Source organism: Streptomyces sp. NPDC092369 (assembly GCF_044755245.1).
In the GTDB taxonomy this organism is placed as follows: Bacteria; Actinomycetota; Actinomycetes; order Streptomycetales; family Streptomycetaceae; genus Streptomyces.
In genome coordinates this window covers 912,304-937,871 of the sequence record NZ_JBIVQP010000003.1, presented here as the reverse complement: position 1 = coordinate 937,871, position 25,568 = coordinate 912,304, and the positions used below count along the sequence as shown (strand labels likewise).

General features: G+C 70.7%; 21 protein-coding genes and 1 pseudogene. 13 read left to right on the top strand and 9 right to left on the bottom strand.

Annotated elements, in window-relative coordinates:
* Positions 1-313: 313 nt before the first annotated feature.
* A pseudogene (locus tag ACIQI8_RS21125) lies at positions 314-727 on the bottom strand (hypothetical protein); the annotation flags it as partial.
* A 250-nt stretch (positions 728-977) separates the two neighbouring features.
* On the opposite strand from ACIQI8_RS21125, the gene ACIQI8_RS21120 reads away from it, so the two are divergent.
* Both ACIQI8_RS21120 and ACIQI8_RS21115 read left to right on the top strand, forming a co-directional pair.
* Positions 978-1,670 carry a hypothetical protein gene (locus ACIQI8_RS21120; RefSeq protein WP_402352617.1) on the top strand — a complete coding sequence of 231 codons (693 nt, stop codon included), beginning with the start codon at positions 978-980 and terminating at the stop codon, positions 1,668-1,670.
* 86 nt (positions 1,671-1,756) lie between these two features.
* Positions 1,757-2,851 carry a hypothetical protein gene (locus ACIQI8_RS21115; protein ID WP_402352614.1) on the top strand — a complete coding sequence of 365 codons (1,095 nt, stop codon included), beginning with the start codon at positions 1,757-1,759 and terminating at the stop codon, positions 2,849-2,851.
* A gap of 594 nt (positions 2,852-3,445) precedes the next feature.
* Here ACIQI8_RS21115 and msrA read toward each other — a convergent pair.
* Both msrA and ACIQI8_RS21105 read right to left on the bottom strand, forming a co-directional pair.
* Complete coding sequence (gene msrA / locus ACIQI8_RS21110; RefSeq protein ID WP_402352611.1) at positions 3,446-4,114, bottom strand: peptide-methionine (S)-S-oxide reductase MsrA; 669 nt, start codon at positions 4,112-4,114, stop codon at positions 3,446-3,448.
* A gap of 161 nt (positions 4,115-4,275) precedes the next feature.
* Positions 4,276-5,394 (bottom strand): hypothetical protein, encoded by a 1,119-nt coding sequence (locus ACIQI8_RS21105; protein WP_402352608.1) that lies wholly within the window; start codon positions 5,392-5,394, stop codon positions 4,276-4,278.
* Positions 5,395-5,639: 245 nt separating this feature from the next.
* Between ACIQI8_RS21105 and ACIQI8_RS21100 the strand changes: the two genes are divergently transcribed.
* Positions 5,640-6,794, top strand: coding sequence for a cystathionine gamma-synthase (locus ACIQI8_RS21100; protein ID WP_402352605.1), 1,155 nt, complete (start codon positions 5,640-5,642; stop codon positions 6,792-6,794).
* A gap of 101 nt (positions 6,795-6,895) precedes the next feature.
* Here the strand turns inward: ACIQI8_RS21100 and ACIQI8_RS21095 are convergent, their stop codons facing one another.
* From ACIQI8_RS21095 to ACIQI8_RS21085, 3 genes are all read right to left on the bottom strand, one after another.
* Positions 6,896-7,144, bottom strand: a complete 249-nt coding sequence (locus ACIQI8_RS21095) for a hypothetical protein (RefSeq protein ID WP_123998072.1) — start codon at positions 7,142-7,144, stop codon at positions 6,896-6,898.
* A 55-nt stretch (positions 7,145-7,199) separates the two neighbouring features.
* Positions 7,200-7,703: a sigma factor-like helix-turn-helix DNA-binding protein gene (locus ACIQI8_RS21090; protein ID WP_402352601.1), complete on the bottom strand. Its 504-nt coding sequence runs from the start codon at positions 7,701-7,703 to the stop codon at positions 7,200-7,202.
* A 174-nt stretch (positions 7,704-7,877) separates the two neighbouring features.
* Positions 7,878-8,384, bottom strand: a complete 507-nt coding sequence (locus ACIQI8_RS21085) for a MarR family winged helix-turn-helix transcriptional regulator (protein ID WP_402354060.1) — start codon at positions 8,382-8,384, stop codon at positions 7,878-7,880.
* Between the two features lie 162 nt (positions 8,385-8,546).
* Here ACIQI8_RS21085 and ilvA point away from each other — a divergent pair, with 162 nt between their 5' ends.
* The 3 genes from ilvA (at position 8,547) to ACIQI8_RS21070 (ending at position 11,869) form a co-directional block, all read left to right on the top strand.
* Positions 8,547-9,776 (top strand): threonine ammonia-lyase, encoded by a 1,230-nt coding sequence (gene ilvA / locus ACIQI8_RS21080; protein ID WP_402352598.1) that lies wholly within the window; start codon positions 8,547-8,549, stop codon positions 9,774-9,776.
* 204 nt (positions 9,777-9,980) lie between these two features.
* Entirely contained in the window at positions 9,981-11,015 is a 1,035-nt protein-coding gene (locus tag ACIQI8_RS21075; protein WP_402352595.1) for an ATP-binding cassette domain-containing protein, read from the top strand.
* Positions 11,012-11,869, top strand: a complete 858-nt coding sequence (locus tag ACIQI8_RS21070; protein ID WP_402352592.1) for an ABC transporter permease — start codon at positions 11,012-11,014, stop codon at positions 11,867-11,869. Before ACIQI8_RS21075 ends, ACIQI8_RS21070 begins: the two co-directional genes overlap by 4 nt.
* A gap of 68 nt (positions 11,870-11,937) precedes the next feature.
* Here ACIQI8_RS21070 and greA read toward each other — a convergent pair whose 3' ends face one another.
* Both greA and ACIQI8_RS21060 read right to left on the bottom strand, forming a co-directional pair.
* Positions 11,938-12,438, bottom strand: a complete 501-nt coding sequence (greA, locus tag ACIQI8_RS21065; protein ID WP_402352589.1) for a transcription elongation factor GreA — start codon at positions 12,436-12,438, stop codon at positions 11,938-11,940.
* Positions 12,439-12,615: 177 nt separating this feature from the next.
* Positions 12,616-13,014, bottom strand: a complete 399-nt coding sequence (locus tag ACIQI8_RS21060; RefSeq protein WP_402352586.1) for a DUF4307 domain-containing protein — start codon at positions 13,012-13,014, stop codon at positions 12,616-12,618.
* A 127-nt stretch (positions 13,015-13,141) separates the two neighbouring features.
* Between ACIQI8_RS21060 and mca the strand changes: the two genes are divergently transcribed.
* Together mca and ACIQI8_RS21050 are read left to right on the top strand one after the other, a co-directional pair.
* Positions 13,142-14,002 carry a mycothiol conjugate amidase Mca gene (mca, locus tag ACIQI8_RS21055; RefSeq protein WP_402354057.1) on the top strand — a complete coding sequence of 287 codons (861 nt, stop codon included), beginning with the start codon at positions 13,142-13,144 and terminating at the stop codon, positions 14,000-14,002.
* On the top strand, positions 13,995-14,261 hold the full coding sequence (locus ACIQI8_RS21050) for a hypothetical protein (protein WP_402352583.1): 267 nt from the start codon (positions 13,995-13,997) through the stop codon (positions 14,259-14,261). The genes mca and ACIQI8_RS21050 overlap by 8 nt, the downstream gene beginning before the upstream one ends.
* Positions 14,262-15,073: 812 nt before the next feature.
* On the opposite strand, the gene ACIQI8_RS21045 is transcribed toward ACIQI8_RS21050, so the two are convergent.
* Positions 15,074-18,274 (bottom strand): tetratricopeptide repeat protein, encoded by a 3,201-nt coding sequence (locus ACIQI8_RS21045; RefSeq protein ID WP_402352580.1) that lies wholly within the window; start codon positions 18,272-18,274, stop codon positions 15,074-15,076.
* 191 nt (positions 18,275-18,465) lie between these two features.
* Here ACIQI8_RS21045 and ACIQI8_RS21040 point away from each other — a divergent pair, with 191 nt between their 5' ends.
* The 5 genes from ACIQI8_RS21040 (at position 18,466) to ACIQI8_RS21020 (ending at position 25,563) form a co-directional block, all read left to right on the top strand.
* Positions 18,466-19,194, top strand: coding sequence for a hypothetical protein (locus ACIQI8_RS21040; RefSeq protein ID WP_402352577.1), 729 nt, complete (start codon positions 18,466-18,468; stop codon positions 19,192-19,194).
* 30 nt (positions 19,195-19,224) lie between these two features.
* Positions 19,225-21,258 (top strand): thioredoxin domain-containing protein, encoded by a 2,034-nt coding sequence (locus ACIQI8_RS21035; protein ID WP_402352575.1) that lies wholly within the window; start codon positions 19,225-19,227, stop codon positions 21,256-21,258.
* A gap of 191 nt (positions 21,259-21,449) precedes the next feature.
* A complete protein-coding gene (locus ACIQI8_RS21030) occupies positions 21,450-22,727 on the top strand; it encodes a glycosyltransferase (RefSeq protein ID WP_402352572.1) in 1,278 nt (425 codons plus the stop codon).
* Entirely contained in the window at positions 22,724-24,373 is a 1,650-nt protein-coding gene (locus tag ACIQI8_RS21025) for an ArnT family glycosyltransferase (protein ID WP_402352569.1), read from the top strand. The genes ACIQI8_RS21030 and ACIQI8_RS21025 overlap by 4 nt, the downstream gene beginning before the upstream one ends.
* Positions 24,370-25,563, top strand: coding sequence for a glycosyltransferase (locus tag ACIQI8_RS21020; protein WP_402352566.1), 1,194 nt, complete (start codon positions 24,370-24,372; stop codon positions 25,561-25,563). Before ACIQI8_RS21025 ends, ACIQI8_RS21020 begins: the two co-directional genes overlap by 4 nt.
* The last annotated feature ends 5 nt before the right edge of the window (positions 25,564-25,568 follow it).

The following is a 25,568-nucleotide window of genomic DNA, read 5'->3' as shown; positions in this document are numbered from 1 at the left end:
GTTCGACGCGGTTTCGGACGCGGCTGTCCACGGCTCCTTGGACGCTGACCGACACCTCGGTTCCGCTCGCGGAACGGGCGATGCGGAGATCGACGCGGCTGCGTCCGACGAGGGGGTACGTGTACCAAGCCGAGCGCGGCTGCTCTTCGTCGGTCGTGGGAAGTGCCGTGCAGATGGCCAGCCAGTCGCTGTCGTCGAAGTCGTACGCCACTTCTGCTGAGACGGACTCGCAGAAGGGGCGGAGGTTGGTCTCCCAGATCCAGCCTTCCGCGACGGTCCGGCTCCGAGACGCTTCGACGGAGCGACCCAGAGTGTCGAGGTCTTCGTGCAAGGCATCCAGCACCCGGTGCGTCGGCTCGCCGTCGGGTGCTGTTTCCATGAGGATCCAGCCGGGCATCTGCCGTTGGACATCGGCGGGCAGATCGTCACTGTCCGGGTCCGCAAGTCGGTACAGGACACTGAAGGCCGTCTCTCGGGCTACGGCGCTAGCGATCCACTCCACATCGGCCGCATGATCCAGGACATGGCCTTCCTCCGCGTTCATCGAGTCGCGGAGGGTACCGATGGAGGCGGCGTCCCAGGCCCGGATGTCTTGCGACAGCGCCCGCAGGAGCCGGTACCTTGCCAATTGAGGAAGGTCCTCCTCCGTCTCAGACGCCGCCCAGCCCTGTGGATCCTCCGCGCCGAGAGCGGCAAACAGTCCCGCGATCTTCGCTGCGTCGGTCACCTGTCAGCCGGCCTCGGCGACGCCGATCGGTCGAAGCTCCCCGCTCGGCACCTGCGTGCCTTCGGCGAACGCGGTATCAGTCATGGTGTCCCCAGGTCGGTGGCGCTCCGTCCGGTCCCACGATAAAGACGCGGACTGACAACGGGGTGCACCTCGGGTGCACCTTCGCCGCTCTTCGCTCGGCCCCGCCAGAGGCCGAAGAGCCCCCCAGAGTTTGAGAGTTCGGGCGGGGAACGACTTCAATGGTGGCGTGACTACGGTACCGACCAACGGCACGGCCATGATTGCTGAACGCGTCTTGCTCAGCGACGTTATGGCGAAGCTTCGTCAGCACCGGCCGGTCTTCCATTCCGAAGCCGATCTTCAACACAGTTTTGCCCGGGTGCTCTGGGAGTTGGCGTCGGATGTGCACTCCAGGCTTGAGGTGCCGCAGCGAGTGGCGGGCAGGACCGAATACCTGGACCTCCTGTGCCTCGGTCCTCAGCGTCGTACGGCGATCGAATTCAAGTACTTCACCCGAAGCTGGACGGCCACGGCCGGCACCCCGGCCGAGGAGTACGTACTGAAGGCGCACGGCGCAACCGACCTGGCTCGCCTGCATTTCGTTCGGGACATCGCGAGGCTGGAGCGCTTCTGCCGACGGCGTGACCAGAACGGCCTTGCTCTCATGCTGACCAACGAGGCGTCCCTGTGGACCCCGCCGGACCCTGGCCGCCGACGTACTCGGGATCACGACTTCCGAATTCATCACGGACGGGAACTCGCCGGGACCCTGCTCTGGGCCGAGGGGACCTACGAGCCGAACACATGCAGTCTGCGCGGTACGTACCCCCTCACATGGGAGACGTACTCCGAACAGGGCGGAGCAGGCGGAGAGTTCCGCTACCTGGCGGTGTTCGTCGGTTCCTCGGTTACCGGAGCCGACGAAGGCGAAGGCGCGTAGCCCGTTGCTGCGGTGAGGGGACGAAAACAGGTTGGCCGGTCGCCGGCGAGCTGTGAGGATGCACCTGTTTCTCAAGCGGAGGACCGTTGTTCGTCTTCGTGTGCGCAGGCTGCGACGCCAGACTGACCACCCCGTTGTCCCAGGTTGCCCTGCCCATCCATGCCCATCAGAAGCACGGGAACGGAATCCAGCTCCCGGTGCTCATGGAGTCGGGCACGTTCGCCGTTGATCCGGAGCACTGGGGACCGCCGTGGCGGGCGTGGGAGGACATCGATCCGGACGAAGCGGCAGCCCGCGGCATCTACGCGCCGGTCCACGCCCTGTCCGACGGCGCCCCTGGCGCGGTGGTCATCGCACCAGGGGATGCCCGCGGCACCCTGCTGATCCCGGAGAGGGGCGGCGGCTTCTGCTGCGGCCTCGACGGGTCGGACGGTCTCAACATGGCCTGCGCGTCATGCGGGCTGCCCGTGGCGAGTCGGATCGACGACTGCTCGCTCTGGCAGGCGGTGTGGCTCGCGCCGAACGCGGTGCGCCGCCTCCTCGTCGACGCCGACGTCGCACCGCTCTCCTGGGGGGAGTTGACTGCGGAGGGGAAAGGCACGCCCCCGTTCGAGCCGATTACCAGGTGGGGATCCTGGCGGGGATTGAACCACTGGTGGTCGTGGAGCCCGCAGTGGGAGGCGGCAGCCGGCCGGGCGCTTGCCCACCTGCTGGTGGCCTCGGAAGGCCGGCCCGTGACCCTCCCCGACGGCCTGACCAAAGAGGTGTTCCAACGCGGCCTGGACGCCCTGTTGCCCGCGGGCCCGCCGGCCCGGCGCGCCGTGCTCGCCGGACCTGGACTGTCCGCCTCTGACGCGGACGCCGACATCCTTCTCGTGCCGGATCATCCGCAGACGGGGGAGACCTGGACCCACTTCGGACCGGCGTACTCGGTACCCCTGCCGTACGGGGTCTGGCTGTGGCTTGTCTCCCCCGAGCCATACCTGCCCGTCCCCGCATCGGGCGGTATGCCTCACGACATCCTTCGCGACAACCCGATCCCGCCGCGCCCCAGTTACCTGTTCCGGGCCGATCCGGAAACCTTCCGCCACACGCTGGTCCGGCAGCCGGCCGTCAGCAGTCCGTGGCTGCGCGAGATCCTTGAGAACCTCACGCAGCACATGCGCGCTCGCCTCTTCTAGTCGGTCGGCCGAAGAAATCCTGAGACTCCCGGCACCGTGAACTCTGCGACAAGGCTCGACCGAATCGCGCTGCTGCGGAACCTGCCAACGGGCCGATTGCCGAAGACGGTTGTCGGCTCCATGTGGTCTGTCGGCCCGGTTTGCGCATGTCCGGAGCGATTCCGCCACGCGGTCCCTACCTTGGCGGTATGGACATGGAGAGAGATGACGTGTGGCTGCGTTACCCGATGGACCTGCGCCCGAACAGTGTGTCCCGGCGGGAGGGACGCTGCACCTGGCACGGCGATCGTCAGAGTCCTTGTGGAGAGGAGCCGGTCGTAGTCGTCGAGGATCGTGCCGGACGGCGGTGGGCGACATGCCTTCGGGGCGCGCGTGCTGTCGCCGCCGACCGAGGAGTTCCGCTTCCCTCCTACCTGGGGGAGTAGTACGGGCGGGGTTGGCCCCCGGAGACGTTCGGGCTCGGGCATACGGGCGACGCGCACGCCGGCTGATGCTGAAGCGGGGGCGGCTGGGTATGGCCGAACTTCCGTCGTACGACCTTTCCAGAGCGTTTCGACTGCTGCTCGCCAGGATGCCGGACCGACGGCTACCTGATCAGCCTTGTGTCGGGGCAACGCCGATGGGACAGGACACCCCGGTCCCCTCGATCCCGCAGTACCCCGCCGGGTTCTTGGCCAAGTACTGCTGGTGATACCCCTCCGCCGGATAGAACGTCCTGCCCTCCGCCGGCAGGATCTCCGTGCTGATCGTGCCCCAACCCGACCCCGTCAGGACCTTCTGGTAGGCCTCGCGGGAGGCCGTGGCCAGCGCTGTCTGGGTGGGGGTGTGGGTGTGGATCGCCGAGCGGTACTGCGTGCCCACGTCGTTGCCCTGGCGGAAGCCCTGCGTGGGGTTGTGGGACTCCCAGAAGGTCTTCAGGAGGCGGTCGTACGAGATCAGCTCGGGGTCGTAGACCACGCGGACCACCTCAGCGTGGCCGGTCAGGCCCGAGCAGACCTCCTCGTACGCGGGGTTCTCGGTGTAGCCGCCCTGGTAGCCGACCAACGTCGTCCACACGCCCACCGGGAGTTGCCAGAACGTGCGCTCGGCGCCCCAGAAGCAGCCCAGGCCGAAGTCCGCGATCTCCAGGTGCTCGGGGTAGGGGCCCAGGAGCGGGGTGCCGAGGACCGTGTGGCGGTCGGGGAGCGAGAAGATCGGCTCGATGCGGCCGCGCAGCGCTTCTTCGGCAGTCGGGAGCCGGGGGGTGCGGCTGTCCAGGAACATGCGGTCTCCATCCGGGGGTCGGGAGGACCAGTGAGCGGGTGGTCCAGCGGCTCGTTCGCCTCAACGCGCTCGCGGGCGGGCGGAATTCCGGCGAGGTGCCTCCCGGGGAGAAGTCATCCGCCGCCCGGTTCACCCGCAGCCGGCTCACCCCGCGGCGGAGCTCAGTGCGGCAGTGTCGCCGGGCTCCCCCCGTTCGCCTCGTAACCCGCCACCGCCAGTGCCCGGTACACCGCGAACTCCGCCGCCGGGTCGGCCGACAGGGTCCACGGCAGGGCACCCACGTGGCCGTCTATGTGGATGAGCTGGTTCATCGCCTCCGACCAGCGTTCGGAGCGGACCAGGAAGAAGACCAGCATGTGGCGTACATGCGCCAGCATCGGGTCGTCGGGGCGGGCGGCGTGGACCGCGAAGAGCGCTCCGTGGATCGCCTTGGTCACCACTTCGCTCTGGTAGAAGCTGCTGACCATGTTCACCTCGGGCAGATGCTCGAAGACCGCGAACAGGGGCATCGCCGCGAGGAGGGAGCCTTGAGGCGCTCGGGCTGCCGCCGCCTCCGCGAAGGAGTTCGCCAGGGTCCGCGAGCCGTGCCACTTCTCGCACCAGTAGTGCAGCGCGGCCAGGTGCGCGCCCATGTGCGCCGGCGCCCGGTCCAGGATCTTCAGCCAGAGCTGCTCGAACTCCGACTGGGAGTAGGCGAGGCCTCGCGCCACCGACAGTTCGACGATGTACGGGATCGGATCGCCCGGCGCGAGCAGCGCCGCGTCACCGCACGCCGACCGCGCCTCCTCCATGATGATCCGGAACTCGTCCGTGCCCGGCGTCGATGTCCGCCACGCCTGCTGCACCAGGAACTCGGCATGCACCGCGGCGCCGCCCGCGTCCTTGGGGTGCTCGGCCCGCCACACCCGCAGCCACTGCCCGCCCGGCGTCTCACTGACCCCGCCAGGACGCTGCCGCAATTCCAGCGAGGCCGCGCCCGCGAACGCCTGCACCCGCTGCCAGCGCAGCTCGCCCGCCGCCTCCGTGCCGGCCAGCAGCTGCTGCGCCGCGCGGTAGTCGTGCGTGCGCTGCACCAGGTCCAGGACGTCCAGCAGATCCTGGTCGGGTCCGGGCATGCGGACGTCCAGCTCCTCCTCCCGCGCGAAGCCGTAGTTCGCGGGGTCGGCGGCGTCCGGGTGGCCGGCCGGGACCTGCTCGATCATGCCCCGCCTGCGCCGCAGGAAGGGAAGCAGCACGAAGCCGAGCAGGACCGCCGCCATCAGGACCCAGAGAATCTCCATGCCACAAGCGTTCCAGACACCGCCGACAAATGGCGAACCGGTCACCGGACCTGTGGATAACTCCTCGCCCGTTGCCGACGACGGTCACCACGCCCCCCTCACGACAGCGCCCTGCGAACCCCTCCCACGACAGCGCCCCTGTGAACCCGCCCCACGACAGACCCACCGAGGGAAAACCCCGCAGTACCCCACCTCACGCCCCGCCGTCCGTCATCCGTTCCGCGAGCGCACTACGCTCGGGACCCATGAGCGACAGGCACATCAGTCAGCACTTCGAGACTCTCGCGATTCACGCGGGCAACACCGCCGACCCCCTCACCGGTGCGGTCGTCCCGCCGATCTACCAGGTCTCGACCTACAAGCAGGACGGCGTCGGGGGCCTGCGCGGTGGCTACGAGTACAGCCGCAGCGCCAACCCCACCCGGACCGCCCTGGAAGAGAATCTCGCGGCCCTCGAGGGCGGCCGCCGCGGTCTCGCGTTCGCGTCCGGACTGGCGGCCGAGGACTGCCTGTTGCGTACGCTGCTCAGTCCCGGCGACCACGTGGTCATCCCCAACGACGCGTACGGCGGCACGTTCCGGCTGTTCGCGAAGGTCGTCGCCCGGTGGGGCGTGGAGTGGTCGGTCGCCGACACCAGCGATCCGTCCGCCGTACGGGCCGCCGTCACCCCGAAGACCAAGGCCGTGTGGGTGGAGACCCCCTCCAACCCGCTGCTCGGCATCACCGACATCGCCGCCGTCGCGCAGATCGCGCGGGACGCGGGCGCCAAGCTCGTCGTCGACAACACCTTCGCCACGCCGTACCTCCAGCAGCCCCTGGCCCTCGGCGCCGACGTCGTCGTGCACTCCCTGACCAAGTACATGGGCGGTCACTCGGACGTCGTCGGCGGCGCGCTGGTCACCGCCGACGAGACACTCGGCGAGGAGTTGGCGTACCACCAGAACGCGATGGGCGCGGTCGCCGGGCCCTTCGACTCCTGGCTGGTGCTGCGCGGCGCCAAGACGCTGTCGGTGCGCATGGACCGGCACAGCGAGAACGCCACCAGGGTCGCCGAGATGCTCGGCCGGCACGCGCGCGTGACGAACGTGCTGTACCCGGGCCTGCCCGAGCACCCCGGCCACGAGGTCGCCGCCAAGCAGATGAGGGCGTTCGGCGGCATGGTGTCGTTCCAGGTCGCGGGCGGCGAGGAGGCGGCCGTCGAGGTCTGCAACCGCGCCAAGGTGTTCACGCTGGGCGAGTCCCTGGGCGGTGTCGAGTCCCTGATCGAGCACCCCGGCCGCATGACGCACGCGTCCGTGGCCGGCTCCGCTCTTGAGGTGCCCGCCGATCTCGTACGCCTCTCCGTGGGCATCGAGAACATCGACGACCTGCTGGGGGATCTGCAGCAGGCGCTCGGATAGCAGGTCGGGCCGGGTTGGCGGGCGGGCGGACCGGTCGATCGGCCGCCCGTTCACCAGCCTCGTTCACCAGCCTCGTTCACGAGCCCTTTCGCCAGCCCCGTTCACCACCCCGTCAACGGTGGAGTTGTCTGCGAGGGCGGCTCCACCCACGGGCGGGCCACCATCGCCCACACGAAGAACGCGACCGCCGCCGAGCACAGCAACAGCCACAACAGCCGGCGGGCGGCGGTCCTGCGGCGCAGCATCCGGCCGCCGCGGCGCATCACCTCCGGGTACAGCTCCGGCGGCACCGGGGGCGGTGTCTCCTCCATCACCCGCCGTACGGCGGCTTCGCGTTGGGCCCGGTTCATGGGCGTCTCCCGTCGCCGACGTGCCTCGACATGACGTCACCTTCACCGACGTCCCTCACGACGACGCCACCTTCGCCGGTCCGACCGCCGGTGCAGGCCCCCGCGGCGGATGCAGCAGCGTCGCCGTCGCCCGGTCGCAGATCGTGCGGACGCGTTCCGTCGGCAGGCCGAGCAGCGCCGCCGTCTGGGCCTCGGCGACCCCCTCGTACAGCCTGAGGACCAGGATCAGGCGTTCCTGCGGCGCGAGCGCGGCGAGGGCGCTGTCGGGGTGCGGGCGGGCGCGGCCGAAGGCGCCGTACTGGTGCCAGGCCGCGCGGGCGAAGCGGGTGGCGAGGTACTGGCGGGTGTGGTCGTAGGGGTCCTCGCCGCGCAGTCGGTCCCAGCGCGCGTACGTGTGCGCCAGGGCGAGCGTCAACAGGCGTCGCGCGCGCGGGTTGTCGCCGGGCGCCTCCGCCGTGAGGAGCGTGGCGGCATGCAGGAGCCGCCCTGCCGCGCCCGCGACGAATGCCTCGAACTCCCGGGCCCGGCGGGCGCCTTGGGACGCCTGCCGTTGTCGCACCGCGCCTCCCGCCCTGACGCGACCTGAGGACAGGGGCCCGGTCGCCTACGGGATGCCGACCCGCCTGCGACGGGACCCGGTCTCATATGAGGCCAGCGGTGGCCCATCGGTCAAGGGCTCGGCGGACACCCGCGGGATCCGGACGAAGAACCGCGGGCCACGCGCGCGGGGACGTCACGCGTCCGACGGACCGTCCGCGCCCGGGAGGCCCTGCGTCGCCATCCGGCTGGAGAGCGCGGTGTTGAAGCGCGTGAGGAGCGTGCAGAACGCCTCGCGCTCCTCCGGCGCCCAGTCGTGTGTCAGCTCGGCCATCAACTGACGCCTGGAGGACCGCACTTCGTCCAGCCGCGCCAGCCCGCGCGGGGACAGCTGGAGCACCACGGCACGCCCGTCCTCGGGGTGCGAGGTCCGCTTGACCAGCCCGGTGTCGACGAGCGGAGCCACCTGCCGGGTGACCGTCGAGGAGTCGATGCCCATGCTCGCGGCGAGTGCCTTGACGCCCATCGGCCCCTCCTTGTCGAGGCGGTTGAGCAGCAGATACGCGGCGCGGTCCATGGAGTTGCGCACCTGGCCGACCCCACCGAGCCGGGTCTGTTCGGCACGGCGGGCGAAGACCGCCACCTCGTGCTGCAACGTGTCGAGGAGACCGATGTCACCGACGGTCGTCATGTCCATCGACATTTCAGGTGTTGTGGGCATGGCCGGGGGCTCGCTTCATGAAGGGGTGCTGGATTGGGGGACAGAGTACGCGGCCGGGACCCGGGTCGTACCGGCGCTGCGCAAACCAGTCTCGGAGGTTGGTCACAGCGACGGCGTGAGGCTGTGAACTGCGATGCTTGAGTCATGAGCTACAGCACGGCTGACTCCTTTCGGCCCGTGACCCTCGACGATGTGCGCGGCGCCCAGAAGATGCTCACGGGCGTGGCGCGGGTGACGGCGATGGAGGGGAGCCGGCACCTGTCCCAGTTGGTGGGCGCCCCGGTGCATCTCAAGTGCGAGAACCTCCAGCGGACCGGATCCTTCAAGCTGCGCGGCGCCTACGTCCGGATCGCCGGGCTGCTGCCCGAGGAGCGGGCCGCCGGTGTGGTCGCGGCGAGCGCCGGCAACCACGCCCAGGGCGTCGCCCTCGCGTCCGCCCTGCTCGGCGTCCGCGCGACCGTGTTCATGCCGAAGGGCGCCCCGCTGCCCAAGATCAGCGCCACGCGCGAGTACGGCGCCGAGGTGCGCCTGCACGGGCACGTGGTCGACGAGACGCTCGCCGCCGCCCAGGCGTACGCGGCCGAGACGGGCGCGGTGTTCATCCACCCCTTCGACCACCCCGACGTCATCGCGGGGCAGGGCACCGTCGGCCTGGAGATCCTGGACCAGTGCCCGGAGGTGCGCACGATCGTCGTCGGCATCGGCGGCGGCGGTCTGGTGGCCGGGCTCGCGGTCGCGGTGAAGGCCCTGCGGCCCGACGTGCGGATCGTGGGCGTGCAGGCGGCGGGCGCGGCGGCGTACCCGCCCTCGCTCACGGCCGGCTGCCCGGTGTCGATCGATCAGCCCGCGACCATGGCCGACGGCATCAAGGTCGGCCGGCCGGGCGAGGTGCCGTTCGCTCTCGTCCGCGATCTGGTGGACGAGGTCCGTACGGTCACCGAGGACGAGCTGGCCACGGCCCTGCTGCTGTGCCTGGAACGGGCCAAGCTGGTCGTGGAACCGGCCGGCGCCAGCCCGGTCGCGGCGCTGCTGAGCGATCCGCGCGGCTTCGAGGGCCCGGTGGTGGCGCTGCTGTCCGGCGGCAACATCGATCCGCTGCTGATGCAGCGGGTGCTGCGGCACGGCATGGTCGCGCAGGGCCGCTACCTGGCCGTACGCCTGCGTCTGACGGACCGTCCCGGCGCCCTCGCCTCGCTTCTCGGGGCGTTGTCAGTGGTGGACGCTAACGTCCTCGACGTGAGTCACGTACGGACCGATCCCCGGCTCGGGCTCACGGAGGCGGAGGTCGAGCTGCACCTGGAGACGAAGGGTCCTGAGCACTGCGTCGAGGTCGGCCGCACCCTGCGCGAGGCGGGCTACACGGTCATCGACTGAGGCTGTGGGGGGCATCCCCGGCACCGGGCGTGGGGGCGCCCCAAGCGGAACGCCCGCTTCAGTAACTCTTCGTCACTCGATCGGGGAAATCCCGTTGAGAGACGCGATACATCGCGTTATGGTGTGTCTCGTGCCAGCCATCAGGCGGAACGAAAAACGCAAAACTAGGCTTTTCGAAGAATCCCCGACGACGTGGAGACTGATATGCCAGGCGCCATCTATGCCGAAGGCCTGGTCAAGACCTTCGGAGACGTAAAGGCACTGGACGGCGTCGACCTCGATGTCCCCGAGGGCACGGTCCTCGGCCTGCTCGGGCCCAACGGCGCGGGCAAGACGACGACGGTCCGCTGCCTGACCACCCTGCTGCGCCCCGACAGCGGCAAGGCCGTCGTCGCCGGGCTCGACGTGCTCAAGCAACCCAACGAGGTACGGCGCTCCATCGGCCTGTCCGGCCAGTTCGCCGCGGTCGACGAGTACCTGACCGGCCGCGAGAACCTTCAAATGGTCGGCCAGCTCTACCAGATGAAGTCCAAGGCCGCGAGGGCCCGGGCCGACGAGCTGCTCGACCAGTTCGGCCTCACGGACGCCGCCGACCGCACCGCGAAGACCTACTCCGGCGGTATGCGCCGCCGGCTCGACCTCGCGGCGGCCCTGGTCCTCTCACCGCCCGTGATGTTCATGGACGAGCCGACCACCGGCCTGGACCCGCGCAACCGCCAGATGCTGTGGGAGGTCATCAAGCAGCTCGTCTCCGGCGGTACGACCCTGCTGCTGACCACCCAGTACCTGGAAGAGGCCGACCACCTCGCGCACGACATCGCGGTCGTCGACCACGGCCGCGTGATCGCCCGCGGCACCTCCGACCAGCTCAAGGCCCGCACCGGCGGCGAGCGCGTCGAGGTCGTGGTGCACGAGCGCGACCACATCCCGACCGCCCGTGAGGTCCTGACCGGCTTCGGCAAGGGCGAGGTCACCGTCGAGGACCACACCCGCAAGCTCACCGTCCCCGTCACCGGCGGCGCGAAGCTGCTCGCCGAGGTCATCCGCGAACTGGACGTGCGGGGCATCGAGATCGACGACATCGGTCTGCGCCGCCCCACCCTCGACGACGTCTTCCTCTCCCTGACGGGCCACGCGGCAGAGGTCGAGGACGAGGAGAACGGCACGACGGCGGACGCCAAGGGCCGCAAGCAGGCCGACGCCAAGGACCGCAGCCAGCAGAAGGAGACCGACCAGTGAGCGCCGTCACCGAAGCCGCCCCGATCGCGGCTCCCAGCAACCCGCTCGGCCAGTCGGTCCGCGACTCGCTGGTCATGGCCAAGCGCAACCTGATCCGCATGTCCAGAATTCCCGAGATGGTGATCTTCGGGCTGATCCAGCCCATCATGTTCGTGGTGCTGTTCACCTACGTCTTCGGCGGTTCCATGCAGATCGGCGGCAGCACCAGCGCCACCGACTACAAGAACTTCCTGATGGCGGGCATCTTCGCGCAGACCGTCACCTTCGCCACCGCCAGCTCCGGCGCGGGCATCGCCGACGACATGCACAAGGGGCTCATCGACCGCTTCCGTTCGCTGCCCATGGCGCGCGGCGCGGTGCTCACCGGGCGGACGCTCGCCGACCTGGTGCAGACGGCGCTCACCCTGCTCGTCCTCGCCGTCGTCGCGCTGCTGGTCGGCTGGCGGGTGGGCTCGGACGGCGGCACGAACGCCGGCAAGGTGCTCGGCGCCTTCGGCCTGCTGCTCCTGCTCGGGTACGCGTTCACCTGGATCGGCGCCCTGATCGGCCTGTCCGTGCGCACCCCCGAGGCCGCCACCTCCGGCGGACTGATCTGGCTCTTCCCGGTGACGTTCATCTCGAACGCGTTCGTGGACACCAGCCACATGACCCCGTGGCTGCGCCATGTCGCCGAGTGGAACCCGTTCAGCGCCACCGTCCAGGCCAGCCGGGTGCTGTTCGCCAACCCCGGCCAGTCCCCGTCGGACGCGTGGCCCATGGTGCACCCGGTCTGGGCCTCGCTGATCTACTCGGCCGTGATCATCGTGATCTTCCGGACCCTCGCGGTACGCAAGTACCGCTCGGCGACCGCGTGACAGCGACCGCATGACAGTGCCCCCGGCGTCGCGGGGACGCCGGGGGCCTCACAGACGGATCGGCGGGGTCAGCCGTTGTACGGCTCGGCCTTGAGGATGGTCACCGAGGCCATCTTGCCGTTGGGCAGCTCGTACTGCGCGACCTCGCCGACCTTGTGGCCGATCACGCCGGAGCCGAGCGGGGACTGCGGCGAGTAGGTCTCGATGTCCGAGCTCGCGTACTCGCGCGAGGCGAGCAGGAAGGTCGTGGTGTCGTCCTCGTCACCGTCGAAGGCGATCGTCACGACCATGCCGGGCGCGACCGCGCCGTCCGCGGACGCCGGGGCCTCGCCGACCTTGGCCTTCTCCAGGAGCTGGGTCAGTTGGCGGATGCGGAGCTCCTGCTTGCCCTGCTCCTCCTTGGCCGCGTGGTACCCGCCGTTCTCGCGCAGGTCGCCCTCCTCGCGAGCGGCCGCGATCTTCACGGTGATCTCGGCGCGCGCGGGACCAGACAGGTACTCCAGCTCGTCCTTGAGCTTGGTGTACGCCTCCTGCGTGAGCCAGGTGACGTCTTCGCTGGTCTGGGTCACAGGTGCTCCTCGTAGGTACTGGGAATACAAAGCATCGCCCTACCCAGAAGAATGTTCCTTCATGGAAGGGCGAAACCACGAGCCTAACAATTCAGCGGCGCAAGGGGGAGGACATAAACCATCAGAATCACGTCAACGCAGGTCAGGCGGTACGTATTCAGGGTGATGCCGGGGGCGTCAGCTCGGGTGACAGCCCAGCAGTTCGGCCGTGGTGCCGCGCGAGGTCGTGCGGAGTGTGACGACCTTGTCGATCCGGGTGGCGTGGCCGGTGAAGCGGAAGTCGGCCCGGCCCACCTCGGCGCCGTCCGCCGCCTGCGAGCGGATCGTGCAGTACCCGGTGGCGTCGGCGTCCTTGCGGACCTCCAGATGCACCTGCACCGAGTCCGCGCCGGCGTCGAAGGCGATCACCTCGCCGCTGATCTTGCTCTCGGCGACGTAGTGGTAGGCGAAGTAGCCGATCAGGGCGAGCAGCAGGGCGCCGAGCACGGCTCCGGCGACCTTGAGTCTGTGGTCGGCGCGCTCGTCCGAGGAGCGGCCGTAGCGGCCCTCGGGCAGTCGCGTACTCGCCGTACTCATGATCGTCCTCTCGGCACCGGAATTATTCGCCCTCCGATTCGGTCACTATAGAAGCCGCCGATCGCACCCCGAGACACCGGGGCGCCGACTTTCTGAGGATTGAGTCTTGACTGACCAGCTGCGACTGATGGCCGTGCACGCCCACCCCGACGACGAGTCGAGCAAGGGCGCGGCCACCATGGCGAAGTACGTGTCCGAGGGGGTGGACGTACTGGTCGTGACCTGCACCGGCGGGGAGCGCGGCTCCATCCTCAATCCGAAGCTGCAGGGCGACAAGTACATCGAGGAGCACATCCACGAGGTACGCAAGAAGGAGATGGACGAGGCCCGCGAGATCCTCGGGGTCAAGCAGGAGTGGCTCGGGTTCATCGACTCCGGCCTGCCCGAGGGCGACCCGTTGCCGCCGCTGCCCGAGGGTTGCTTCGCCCTGGAGGACGTCGACAAGGCGGCCGGGGAACTGGTGCGGAAGATTCGCGCCTTCCGTCCGCAGGTGATCACCACCTACGACGAGAACGGCGGCTACCCGCACCCCGACCACATCATGACCCACAAGATCTCGATGGTGGCGTTCGAGGGCGCGGCCGACACCGAGACCTATCCGGAGTCGGAGTTCGGCCCGGCGTACCAGCCGCGGAAGCTCTACTACAACCAGGGCTTCAACCGCCCGCGCACCGAGGCGCTGCACAACGCGCTGCTCGCGCGCGGCATGGAGTCGCCGTACGAGGACTGGCTCAAGCGCTGGAGCGAGTTCGAGCGCACGGAGCGCACGCTGACCACGCATGTTCCCTGCGCCGACTTCTTCGAGATCCGGGACAAGGCGCTGCTCGCGCACGCCACTCAGATCGACCCCGACGGGGGTTGGTTCCGGGTGCCGCTGGAGCTTCAGCGGGAGGTCTGGCCGACGGAGGAGTACGAGCTGGCGAAGTCGCTCGTGGACACCTCCCTCCCCGAGGACGACCTCTTCGCGGGCATCCGCGACAATGCCTGACATGAGCGCAAGCGTGAGCCTGGCAATGACACACCTCGTCCCCCTCGCCGAGGTGGACGAGAACAAGGTCACCCCCGGTGTCCTCGGCTTCGTCGTCTTCGCGGTGATGGCCCTGGCGGTGTGGGCCCTGATGAAGTCGATGAGCAAGCACATGGGCAAGGTCGACTTCAAGGAGACGTCCACGTCCGCCTCCGGCGAGGAGGCGGATACGACCACCGCCGAGGCCTCGCCGGCCGGGAAGACGTCCGACAAGGCGTAGCCGACGGCGCTGCCGGCCGGACGGCGGCGCGGGAACGGGGTCGGGACCGGCGGCACGGGTGGGGCAGACCGGGTCAGACCCGCCGCCCGGCCCCGCCTGTCGCGCCCCGCGCCCGACCGCGGAGCGCCACCCGCCCCGCCGCCCGGCGCCGCTCGCCCCTGCTCACCGCCCGGCAGTCGTCGCCTTGCCGTCCCTGGGGGTCGTCAGGCGCCGCCCCCGGTGGCCGCTCGCCCCTGGCACCGCCCGGCGGTTGTCGCCTCCCCGCCCCCGGCGGCCGTCGCCACCGCCCGCCCCGCCGCCCGGCGCTGCTCGCCCCTGGCACGCCCGGCGGCCGTAGCCTCGCCGCCCCCGGCGGCCGTTGCCACCGCCCCCCGATGACCACCCGCCCCGGCGCCCGGCGCCGCTTGCTCCTGTCACCGTCCGGCGGGCGTCGCCTTGCCGTCCCCGGCGGGGGTCACGTCGCCGTCCCTGGCGTGCGTCGCCTCGCCGTCGCTGGCGGTCGTCAGGCGCCGCCCCCGGTGGCCGCTCGCCCCTGGCACCGCCTGGCGGCCGTAGCCTCGCCGCCCCGGCGGCCGTCGCCACTGCCCCCCGATGACCACCCGCCCCGCCGCCCGGCGCCGCTCGCCCCTGCCACCGCCAGACGGCCGTCGCCTCGCTGTCCCTGGCGGTCGTCAGGTCGCCGCCCCCGGTGACCGGCCGCCCCTATCACCGCCCGGCGGCCGCCGCCTTGCCGCCCCCGACGGTCGTCACGTCTCCGCCCCCGGTGACCGCTCGTCTCTGTCACCGCCCGGCGGTCGTCGCCCCCGCGGGCGTCACGTCGCTGCCGTCACCGCCACGCCCATCACCTCACGTGCATGCCGGCTCGGGACCATCCCCAGGCGCCATGCCTGCCAGCCCGCTTCCAGGCTGATGCCCCGTTCCAGCAGGAGCTGGTACGTGTCCACGTAGTCGTCCAGCTTCTCGTCGCGCAGGGGATGGCCGGTGCGGGAGAGCTGGGCGAGGTCCTCCTGGGCTACCGCCGTGCCGACGTCGACGCCGCCGGGAGCCGCGTACGGGAGCAGGGTGCAGCGCAGGAAGCGGGCCCAGTCCTCGCCGCGGCGGTCGCCGTAGGAGGTGAAGAGGGCGATCGCCTCGTCGCACAGGGCCAGGGCCTGCTGGGTGCGGTTGTTGCCGGCGTCCACGACCACCAGTTCCAGGCAGGTCCAGGCCTCGCCGTGGGTGACGCCGATGCGCTGGAAGTCGGCGCGGGCGTCGACCAGGAGCTGGCGGGCGAAGCCGGAGTTGCGGAGCGAGCCGGTCTGGGCGGCGCGTTGGTCGCGGGTGACGCGGGCCGAGTGGTGGCGGGCGCAGGCCAGGCCGTAGACGTCCCGCATCCGGGAGAACATCGTGCGGGAGCGCTCCAGTTCGCGCACCGCCCGGTCCAGGTCGCCGCTCTCCTCCAGGGCCTGGCCGAGGTAGTAGACCGTCCAGGCCTCGCCGCGCGCGTCCTCGTTGTCGCGGTGCCGGGCGGCCGCCTGGCGCAGGCCGTCCACCGCGGGGGACGGGTCGCCGTCCACCAGCCGGGCCCGGGCCAGCTGGGTCAGCGCCCAGGCCTCGCCGCGGGTGTCGCGGGTGCGGCCGTAGCGGTCGAGGGCCGCGTGCAGTTCGGTCTCCGCGCGCGGTACGTCGCCCATGCGCAGGGAGAGCTGGCCGAGCTGGAAGTGGGCCCAGGCCTCGCCGTGCACGGACTCGCCGGCGTGGTGCAGGACCAGGGACTCGGTCAGCAGCCGCATCGCCTCGGCGACCTGGCCGCGGTCGCGTTCCACCGCGGCCAGCGCGTGCATCGTCCAGGCGCGGTCCGTCGCGAGTTCGGGCGGCGCCTGGAGGGCGAGTGCCTCACGGAGTTTGGCCGCGGCCTCGGTGAGGTTGCCCTGGTGGTGCAGGGTGATGCCGAGCGAGCACAGGGCGCGGGCCGCGCCCGCGTCGTGGTGGGCCTCCCTGTAGAGGTCGACGACGGAGGTGAGAGTGGTCCGCGCCTTGTCGAGTTCGCCCAGCTGACGGGCCGCGATGCCCGTGCGCCACTGCACCGAGCGGACCAGCAGCCCCTGGTCCACGGCCTGCGCCAGGTCGCTGATCTCGCCCAGGCGGTAGAGGTCGCCGCGCAGCAGGCAGTAGTCGCACAGGGCGCCGAGCAGGTTCAGCACCGCGCCCTGGTCCACGCCCTCCGCGTGCCGCAGCGTGGAGGTGATGAAGCTCGACTCGTCGTCCAGCCAGCGCAGCGCCTCGTCCAGGGACGTGAAGCCGTGCGGGCTGAAGCGGTCGGAGCGGGTCGACATGTTGCCGTCGACCAGGCGCAGCACCGAGTCCGCCAGTTCCGCGTAGCTGACTATCAACCGCTCCTGCGCGGACGTGCGTTCGGCCTGCTCCTCCTCGTCCAGGAGGCGGGCGTGGGCGAAGGCGCGGACGAGGTCGTGCAGGCGGTACCGGTCGCCGCGCACGTGGTCGATCAGGCCCGCACGGGAGAGCGCGGTCAAGTGACGTTTCGCCTCCGCCTGGTCGGTCGCCAGCAGCGAGGCCGCCGCCGCGGCGCCCAGCGAGGCACGGCCGGCCAGGGCCAGGCGGCGCAGCAGCCGGCGGGCGGGCTCGGACTGGTCGCTGTACCGCAGCCACAACACCCGCTCGATGGGCTCGACCGGGCCGTACGCCTCCAGATCCGTGGCCAGTTGGCGCGGTGAGCGCGGGCCGAGCGAGGAGCCCGCGATGCTCAGCGCCAGTGGGAGTCCGCCGCACAACTCCCTGATCAGATCGGCCGATTCGGCGTCGTAGGGACCCGAACTGTCCTGTGCCGCCGATTCCAGCAGCTCCTCCGCGCCGGCCGAGTCCAGTGCCTGGACCGGCAGTTGGTGCACCCGGGCCTGCAGGTCGGCGGGCAGCTCCATGGGGTGCTCGGCGGTGACCAGGACCAGGCTGTCGGAGCGCTCGGGGACAAGGGTGCGGACCTGCTCCAGATCCGAGGCGTCGTCCAGCACGATCGTCACCGCGAGGCCGGTCAGATGCTGGTGGTACAGCTCGCTCAGCCGCTTGACCTGCTGGTCGGGTGAGGAGCGCTCGCGGAACAGGAGTTGTTCGCGCGGGGCGCCGAGCCGGTTCAGCAGATGCAGCAGGGCGTCGCGGGTGGGCAGCGGCTGTTCCTGGCCGCCGCCGCGCAGGTCGACGACGCAGGCGCCGCGGAAGTAGTCCTTGAGGTCGTGGGCGGCGCGCACCGCGAGGGTCGTCCGTCCGCTGCCGGGCGTCCCGTGCAGCACGACCACCGTCGGCAGGGTCTCGGTGCTCGCCCGCGAGGCCTGCACCCACTGCCGGATGCGTCCCATCTCCGTCCGGCGGCCCGCGAACGCGCCGTCCTTGTCCGGGAGTTGGGCGAAGGAGGCGGCGAGCACACTGCGTCCGCGGGCCGCCGCGCTCTTGTCGGTGCCGCGCAGTTGCGGCCCCGGCTTCTTCTTCGGACCGGTGGAGGCGGCGAGGACGCGCTGCTGGTCGAGGAACGGGCGGATGCCCCGTACCTCCAGGGCGGTCAGCCACTGCAGCCGCAGCTGTTCGGGGCCGCCGGGCTGGCTCTCGGCGCCGGCGCGGTGGTGCGCGGCCGGGAGATGGGAGCCGGCGACCTTCACCACGGTCGCGGCGGCGCCCACCACGCCGACGGTCACGCCCGCGCCCAGCGCCGTCCCCGTGCCCGTGCCGAGCGCCAGGTCGGCCGCCGCCGCCGCGACGGCGGCAACGGCCGCCACCAGCAGGGGAGTTCCGGCGCCCTCCTGCGCGTACCGCTGGCCGAAGGTGAGCTTGCCGGCGGCGGCCTCCTCCAGTGCGCGGGTGTAGGCGCCGTACTCCTCGGCGGCGGTCTCCGCCATCGCGTCGAGCGCGCCACGCGAGCGCGACAGCAGCACGCTGCCGTCGGTACGGCCGCCGGAGCGCCGTACCTCTTCCTCGACGGCCCGGGCCAACAGCCGTTCGGCGTCGGCCCGATGGCTGTCCCGCATGTCACGTCCCCCTCCGACGACAACTGCTTTCTTGGTCAAGTGTGCTGCGGACGGGGCCCGGGGGCGAGAGGGCGGGCGGTCCGCGCATCGCCGTGGAGGGTTTGTGAATTCGTTCTGTGTACCCGCTGAGTGGTTATCGTGATCGCCGACATCGCACGGAAGACACGGAAGACAGGGAAGACGGGGAGCACATGAGCGCGGACAACGGGGCGTCGCCGAACCCGCCGGCGGGTCCACCACCGAGCCCGTACCTGGGTCCACCGACCCCGTACCCGGTCCCGCCGCAGGGACCGCCGCCCTCGCACCCGCCACGCTGGGCCTGGTGGGTGGTCGGGATCGTCATCCCGGTCGTGGGCATCCTCATCACGATCCTGGTGGGCCGGCCGGGCTCGTCGGACGGCGACGGCGACCGGAACGCGCAGTCGGCGCCTTCCACCCCCGTGCAGTCCAGTGCCGCGGGCGACAGCGACGGCAAGACGCAGAGCAGCCCGCCGCCGGCGGCCGGCGCGGAGAAGTGGCAGAAGGTCTACGGGCCCGCCAAGGCGACGGCCGAGCAGAGCATCTCGGGGACGTACGTCGACCTGGACACCCCGAAGGAACCCCTCGTGCTGAACGGCGGAGGCGACGGCGCGGACCTGTACTTCGGGTCGGCGAACGGCGACCCGTCGATCAGCGTCCCCGCCAGCGCGAACAACCTGGCTCCGCTGCCCGACACCGGCAGCGCCCCGACGGCCGAGGCATGCCTGGAGAGCGTGGACCGCAACGGCAGCTACACCGCGTCACCCGTGAAGCGGGGCGAACAGTACTGTCTGCTGACCGGCGAGGGCCGCATCGCCTACCTCAAGGTCATCACGATGCCGGACGGCGGCGTCGGCGGCGGAATCCTCGACGTGACCGTCTGGCAGGCGCCCGGCGCGTGAGGCGTGGGGTCCTGCGGCAGGATGGACTCCATGCCGAACCGACTGGCCCATGAGACGTCGCCGTACCTTCTCCAGCACGCGGACAACCCGGTCGACTGGTGGCCGTGGTCGGCCGAGGCCTTCGAGGAGGCCCGCAGGACCGGGAAACCGGTTCTGCTGAGCGTCGGGTACAGCAGCTGCCACTGGTGCCACGTCATGGCGCACGAGTCCTTCGAGGACCGCGCCACCGCCGAGTACCTCAACGAGCACTTCGTCAGCGTCAAGGTCGACCGCGAGGAACGTCCCGACGTCGACGCCGTCTACATGGAAGCCGTCCAGGCCGCCACCGGCCAGGGCGGCTGGCCCATGACGGTGTTCCTCACGCCCGAGGGCGAACCCTTCTACTTCGGTACGTACTTCCCGCCCACGCCCCGCCAGGGCTCGCCGTCCTTCCGGCAGGTCCTGGAGGGCGTCCGGGCCGCCTGGACCGACCGCAGGGACGAGGTCGCCGAGGTCGCCGGGAAGATCGTGAAGGATCTCGCCGGGCGGGAGATCTCCTACGGGGACTCGCAGGCACCGGGGGAGGAGCAGCTGGCCGCGGCCCTGCTCGGGCTCACCCGCGGGTACGACCCGCAGCGCGGCGGATTCGGCGGGGCGCCCAAGTTCCCGCCGTCCATGGTCGTCGAGTTCCTGCTCAGGCATCACGCGCGCACCGGCGCCGAGGGCGCGTTGCAGATGGCCCAGGACACGTGCGAGCGGATGGCGCGGGGCGGGATCTACGACCAGCTCGGCGGCGGCTTCGCCCGCTACTCCGTCGACCGCGACTGGGTCGTGCCGCACTTCGAGAAGATGCTGTACGACAACGCCCTGCTGTGCCGCGTCTACGCGCACCTGTGGCGCTCCACCGGCTCCGAGCTGGCCCGCCGGGTCGCCCTGGAGACCGCCGACTTCATGGTCCGCGAACTGCGCACGAACGAGGGCGGGTTCGCCTCCGCGCTGGACGCCGACAGCGACGACGGGAGCGGGCGGCACGTGGAGGGCGCGTACTACGCGTGGACGCCACGGCAGTTGACGGCCGTCCTCGGCGCCGAGGACGGCGAACTCGCCGCGCAGTACTTCGGGGTCACCGAGGAGGGCACCTTCGAGCACGGTTCCTCGGTGCTGCAACTGCCGCAGCAGGAGGGCGTGTTCGACGCCGAGAAGGTCGAGTCGGTCAAGCGGCGGCTGCTGGACGCCCGGTCCGAGCGGCCCGCCCCCGGCCGGGACGACAAGGTCGTCGCCGCCTGGAACGGCCTCGCGATCGCCGCGCTGGCCGAGACCGGCGCCTACTTCGACCGCCCCGACCTGGTCGAGGCCGCGGTCGGCGCGGCCGATCTCCTGGTCCGCCTCCACCTGGACGAGCAGGCCCGGCTCGCCCGGACCAGCAAGGACGGCCAGGTCGGCGCCAACGCGGGCGTCCTGGAGGACTACGCCGACGTCGCCGAGGGCTTCCTCGCGCTCGCGTCCGTCACGGGCGAGGGGGTGTGGCTGGAGTTCGCGGGGTTCCTGCTGGACCACGTACTGGCCCGCTTCGCCGACCCCGACAGCGGCGCGCTCTACGACACCGCCGTGGACGCCGAGCGGTTGATCCGCCGGCCGCAGGACCCGACCGACAACGCCACGCCGTCCGGCTGGAGCGCCGCCGCGGGCGCCCTGCTGAGCTATGCCGCCCAGACGGGCGCCCAGCCGCACCGCGCCGCCGCCGAGAAGGCGCTCGGCGTGGTGAAGGCGCTCGGCCCGCGGGTGCCCCGGTTCATCGGCTGGGGGCTCGCCGTCGCCGAGGCGCTCCTCGACGGGCCGCGGGAGATCGCGATCGTCGGTCCCGCGCTGGACGACGAGGCGACAAGGGCCTTGCACCGCACGGCACTTCTGGGCGCCGCGCCGGGTGCCGTGGTCGCCCTCGGCGTACCGGAGAGTGACGAGTTCCCGCTGCTGGCGGACCGGCCGCTGGTCGGCGGCGCACCGACCGCGTACGTCTGTCGTAACTTCACCTGCGACGCGCCGACGACCGATATCGACCGGTTGCGGACCGCACTGAGCAGCTGAAACGACGGAAACGGAATGAGTGCGCACGGACCCTGTGTAGGCATTGTTCACAGGGTGGACCCGATGTGACGAAACGCGCTCTTCATCGAAAGATCGTGCGCACTTCACAGATCCCCCCTAATGTCTGCACAGTGACGCGGCGGGTGTAACTCACCGTCGCGACAGGGGGTTTTGGGATCTGGGGGGATCTGTTGCTCACGTCCATATTTGTCGCTGTCGTTTCGCTTGCCCTGTTCTGGATGGCGGCCTTCACTCTGTGGTGGCAGATGCATGCCTGGCGTACGCCGGAAGTGCTCGCCTCCACCCGCTTCAGCAGACCTGACGGCGACGAACACGTCAGCTTCTCGCTGCTGGTCCCGGCACGGCACGAACAGGCCGTCCTGGACCACACCATCCAGCGGCTGCTGGAGTCCACGCACACCGACTTCGAGATCATCGTCATCGTGGGGCACGACGACCCCGAGACCACGGAGGTGGCCGCATCGGCCGCCGAACGCGATCCGCGCGTCCGTGTCGTCGTCGACACCCACGAGAAGAAGAACAAGCCCAAGGCCATGAACACGGCGCTGCCGCACTGCCGCGGCGATGTCGTGGGGGTCTTCGACGCCGAGGACCAGGTCCATCCGGAGCTGCTCGCGCACGTCGACCACGCCTTCCGGACCACCGGGGCGGACGTCGTCCAGGGCGGTGTCCAGCTGATCAACTTCCACTCCAGCTGGTACAGCCTGCGCAACTGCCTGGAGTACTTCTTCTGGTTCCGCTCGCGGCTGCACCTGCACGCGCAGAAGGGGTTCATCCCGCTCGGCGGGAACACCGTCTTCGTCCGCACCGACGTGCTGCGCGAGGCCGACGGCTGGGACCCCAACTGCCTCGCCGAGGACTGCGACCTGGGCGTACGCCTGTCCAGCGTCGGCAAGAAGGTCGTCGTCGCCTACGACTCCGACATGGTGACCAAGGAGGAGACCCCGGGCTCGCTGATGTCGCTGCTCAAGCAGCGCACCCGCTGGAACCAGGGCTTCCTGCAGGTCTACCGGAAGAAGGACTGGAAGCAGCTGCCGGGCTTCGGGCAGCGGCTGCTGGCCCGGTACACGCTGATGACGCCGTTCCTGCAGGCGATCTCCGGCGTGATCATCCCGCTCAACGCGGCCGTCGCGCTCTTCCTCGACGTGCCCGTGGGGATCGCCTTCCTGACCTTCCTGCCGCTGGTCACCGCCGCCGTCACCTTCGTCTTCGAGGTGGTCGGACTGCACGACTTCGGCAAGCAGTACGGACTGCGCGTCCGTGCCGTCCACTACCTCAAGCTGATCGTGGGCGGCCCCTTCTACCAGGTCCTCCTCGCCGGGGCCGCCATCCGCGCCGTCTGGCGCGAGCAACGCGGCCGCAACGACTGGGAGTTGACCAGCCACATCGGCGCACATCTCGGCCCGGCCGAAGCGACCCGTGACCTCCGAGAGGATGTCCCTGCGTGACTTCCACCCTTCCCGCGGTGACCACGACGAAGGTCCCCGCGCAGCGGCAGCCTGCGCCCGAAACCGGTCCGGCCCGTCGGCCCTCCCTGCCGACCCGCCTGCGTTCCTCCCGTTCCGACCTCCTGCTGTGCGGCGCGCTCCTCGTGGCGATCCTCGTCGTGCAGGGCTGGAACATCGCCGACTACCCGACGCTCAGCGACGACGAGGGCACCTATCTCGCCCAGGCCTGGGCGGTCCAGCAGGGCAAGGGCCTGGCCCACTACACCTACTGGTACGACCATCCCCCGCTCGGCTGGATCCAGTTGGCGCTGCTGACCTGGATCCCCTCGCTGCTCAGCCCCGAGTCGATGACCGTCGGCAGCATGCGTGTGGTGATGCTGCTGATCAGCGCGATCAGCGCGGTCCTGGTCTACATCCTGGCCCGCCGCCTCTCGCTGCCCCGCTGGGCCGCCGGGCTCGCCATGGTCCTGTTCGGTCTCTCGCCGCTCTCGGTCGTCCTGCAGCGCGAGATCTTCCTCGACAACATCGCGGTGATGTGGACGCTGCTGGCGTTCACCCTGGCCGCCTCCCCGAGCCGCCATCTGTGGCACCACTTCGGGGCGGGCCTCGCGGCGGCGACCGCGGTGCTCACCAAGGAGACGATGCTCGTCATCCTGCCCGCGGTGTTCCTCACCATGTGGCGCCACAGCCACCGCGACACCCGCAAGTTCGCCCTCACCGGCGCCATCACCGCCTGCGTCCTGATCGGCTTCGCCTACCCCTTGTTCGCCCTGCTCAAGGGCGAACTGATACCCGGCGGCGGGCACGTCTCCCTGTGGGACGGCGTCAAGTACCAGATGACCAGGCCGGGTTCGGGCTTCATCCTGGACAGCGCGTCCGGCTCCCACGGCGTGCTCCGGTCCTGGCTCTACTACGACCGTGTGCTGCCGCTCGGCGGTCTCGCCGGGGCGCTCCTGCTGCTGGCCACCTGGCGCTGGTCGATCACCGCCCGCTCACTGGCCGGACCCGCCCTGACGGTCGGCATCCTGGCCCTCCTGGCCCTGCGCCCCAACGGCTACCTGCCCGCGATGTACGTCATCCAGGCACTGCCCTTCCTCGCCCTGGTCCTCGCCGGCGGCACCGCGTCCGTCGCCCACGCCGTGCTGCGCAGATGGCGCGCGCAGGGGGAGAAACGGTACGTCACCGGTGGCAGGTACGCCCTCGCGGCCGTCCTGGCCGTCGCCGCGGGAGCGTACGTCGTCCCGCACTGGTACGACGGCAACCACACGGCCGTCACCGTCGACGCCAACGCCCCCTACCGGGCCGCCTCCAAGTGGCTGGCCTCCGAGGTCGACAACCCCGAGGACACCCGGGTCCTGGTCGACGACGCGCTCTGGCTGGACCTGGTGCACGAGGGGTACCAGCCCGGGCTCGGCGTCATCTGGTTCTACAAGGCCGACCTCGACCCGGCCGTGACCAAGACGATGCCGCACGGCTGGAAGGACATCGACTACGTCGTCGCCTCCCCGACCGTGCGGCGCGACGCGGTGGACCTGCCCAACGTCAAGGCCGCCATCGAACACTCCACCCCGGTCGCCACGTTCGGCACCGGAGACGACCGCATCGAGATCCGCCAGATCCAGACGGCCTCCGGAGGCGCCCGATGACCCACGAATACACCGCCCCCGGTGAACTCAACGATCCCGCCGTACGCGCGGCCGAGGTGGCCGAGCCCGGCGCGGTCACCATCGTCGTGCCGACGTACAACGAGTCCGCGAACGTCCGTCAACTCCTGCACCAGATCACCGAGTCGGTGCCCGCCCGGCTGCCGTGCGAGGTCGTCTTCGTGGACGACTCCACCGACGACACCCCCGAGGTCATCCACGAGGCCGCCAGGGACTGCCCGTTCCCGGTGACCGTCCTGCACCGCGAGGAACCCGTCGGCGGGCTCGGCGGCGCGGTCGTCGAGGGCATCAAGGCGGCCGGCTCCGACTGGATCGTCGTCATGGACGGCGACTGCCAGCATCCGCCGTCCCTGGTGCCGGACCTGGTCGCCACCGGCGAGCGCTCGGGCGCCGGACTCGTGGTCGCCTCCCGGTACATCAAGGGCGGCAGCCGGGCCGGTCTGGCCGGCAGCTACCGGGTGGCCGTCAGCCGCGGGGCCACCTGGCTGACCAAGTCCCTCTTCCCGCGCAGGCTGCGCGGGATCAGCGATCCGATGTCCGGGTTCTTCGCGATCCGCCGCAGCCACATCACCGCGGACGCCCTCAAGCCGCTCGGCTACAAGATCCTGCTGGAGCTGGCGGTCCGCAGCCGGCCGCGGCAGGTCACCGAGGTGCCGTTCGTCTTCCAGGACCGGTTCGCGGGGGAGTCCAAGTCCAGTGCGCAGGAGGGTTTCCGCTTCCTGCGCCATCTGATCGGCCTGCGCACCGCCTCGCCGGTGGCCCGCATGGTGGGGTTCGGGCTGATCGGCGCGACCGGTTTCCTGCCGAACCTGCTCGGCCTGTGGGCGCTGACCAAGGTCGGCATGCACTACGTACCGGCGGAGATCCTCGCCAACCAGCTCGGCGTGGCCTGGAACTTCGTACTCATCGAGCACCTGCTCTTCCGTGACCGTCGTGGGCACCGCCGCTGGTGGGACCGTGTCGGCCGGTTCGGGCTGCTCGCCAACGCCGACCTGGTGCTGCGGATCCCGCTGATCGCGCTGTTCGTGCACCGGTTCGGGATGGGCGCGCTCGGCGCCACCGCGCTGGCGCTGGTGACGACGTTCGTCCTGCGCTTCGTGGGGACCGAGGCGCTGGTCTACCTCCCGCGCAGGGGGCGCGGGGGGAGCACCGCAGCAAGGAGAGCCGTGTGAACAGA

Bases quoted from the DNA above. Each gene is read 5' to 3' on its own strand.
- msrA (WP_402352611.1), bottom strand. From the start codon at position 4,114: ATGTTCCTGGACAGCCGCACCCCCCGGCTCCCGACTGCCGAAGAAGCG.
- ACIQI8_RS21105 (WP_402352608.1), bottom strand. From the start codon at position 5,394: ATGGAGATTCTCTGGGTCCTGATGGCGGCGGTCCTGCTCGGCTTCGTG.
- mca (WP_402354057.1), top strand. From the start codon at position 13,142: ATGGCCGTGCACGCCCACCCCGACGACGAGTCGAGCAAGGGCGCGGCC.
- ACIQI8_RS21060 (WP_402352586.1), bottom strand. From the start codon at position 13,014: ATGAGTACGGCGAGTACGCGACTGCCCGAGGGCCGCTACGGCCGCTCC.
- ACIQI8_RS21020 (WP_402352566.1), top strand. From the start codon at position 24,370: ATGACCCACGAATACACCGCCCCCGGTGAACTCAACGATCCCGCCGTA.
- ACIQI8_RS21040 (WP_402352577.1), top strand. From the start codon at position 18,466: ATGAGCGCGGACAACGGGGCGTCGCCGAACCCGCCGGCGGGTCCACCA.
- ACIQI8_RS21075 (WP_402352595.1), top strand. From the start codon at position 9,981: ATGCCAGGCGCCATCTATGCCGAAGGCCTGGTCAAGACCTTCGGAGAC.
- ACIQI8_RS21085 (WP_402354060.1), bottom strand. From the start codon at position 8,384: ATGTCGATGGACATGACGACCGTCGGTGACATCGGTCTCCTCGACACG.
- ACIQI8_RS21035 (WP_402352575.1), top strand. From the start codon at position 19,225: ATGCCGAACCGACTGGCCCATGAGACGTCGCCGTACCTTCTCCAGCAC.
- ACIQI8_RS21100 (WP_402352605.1), top strand. From the start codon at position 5,640: ATGAGCGACAGGCACATCAGTCAGCACTTCGAGACTCTCGCGATTCAC.
- ilvA (WP_402352598.1), top strand. From the start codon at position 8,547: ATGAGCTACAGCACGGCTGACTCCTTTCGGCCCGTGACCCTCGACGAT.
- ACIQI8_RS21095 (WP_123998072.1), bottom strand. From the start codon at position 7,144: ATGAACCGGGCCCAACGCGAAGCCGCCGTACGGCGGGTGATGGAGGAG.
- ACIQI8_RS21045 (WP_402352580.1), bottom strand. From the start codon at position 18,274: ATGCGGGACAGCCATCGGGCCGACGCCGAACGGCTGTTGGCCCGGGCC.
- ACIQI8_RS21050 (WP_402352583.1), top strand. From the start codon at position 13,995: ATGCCTGACATGAGCGCAAGCGTGAGCCTGGCAATGACACACCTCGTC.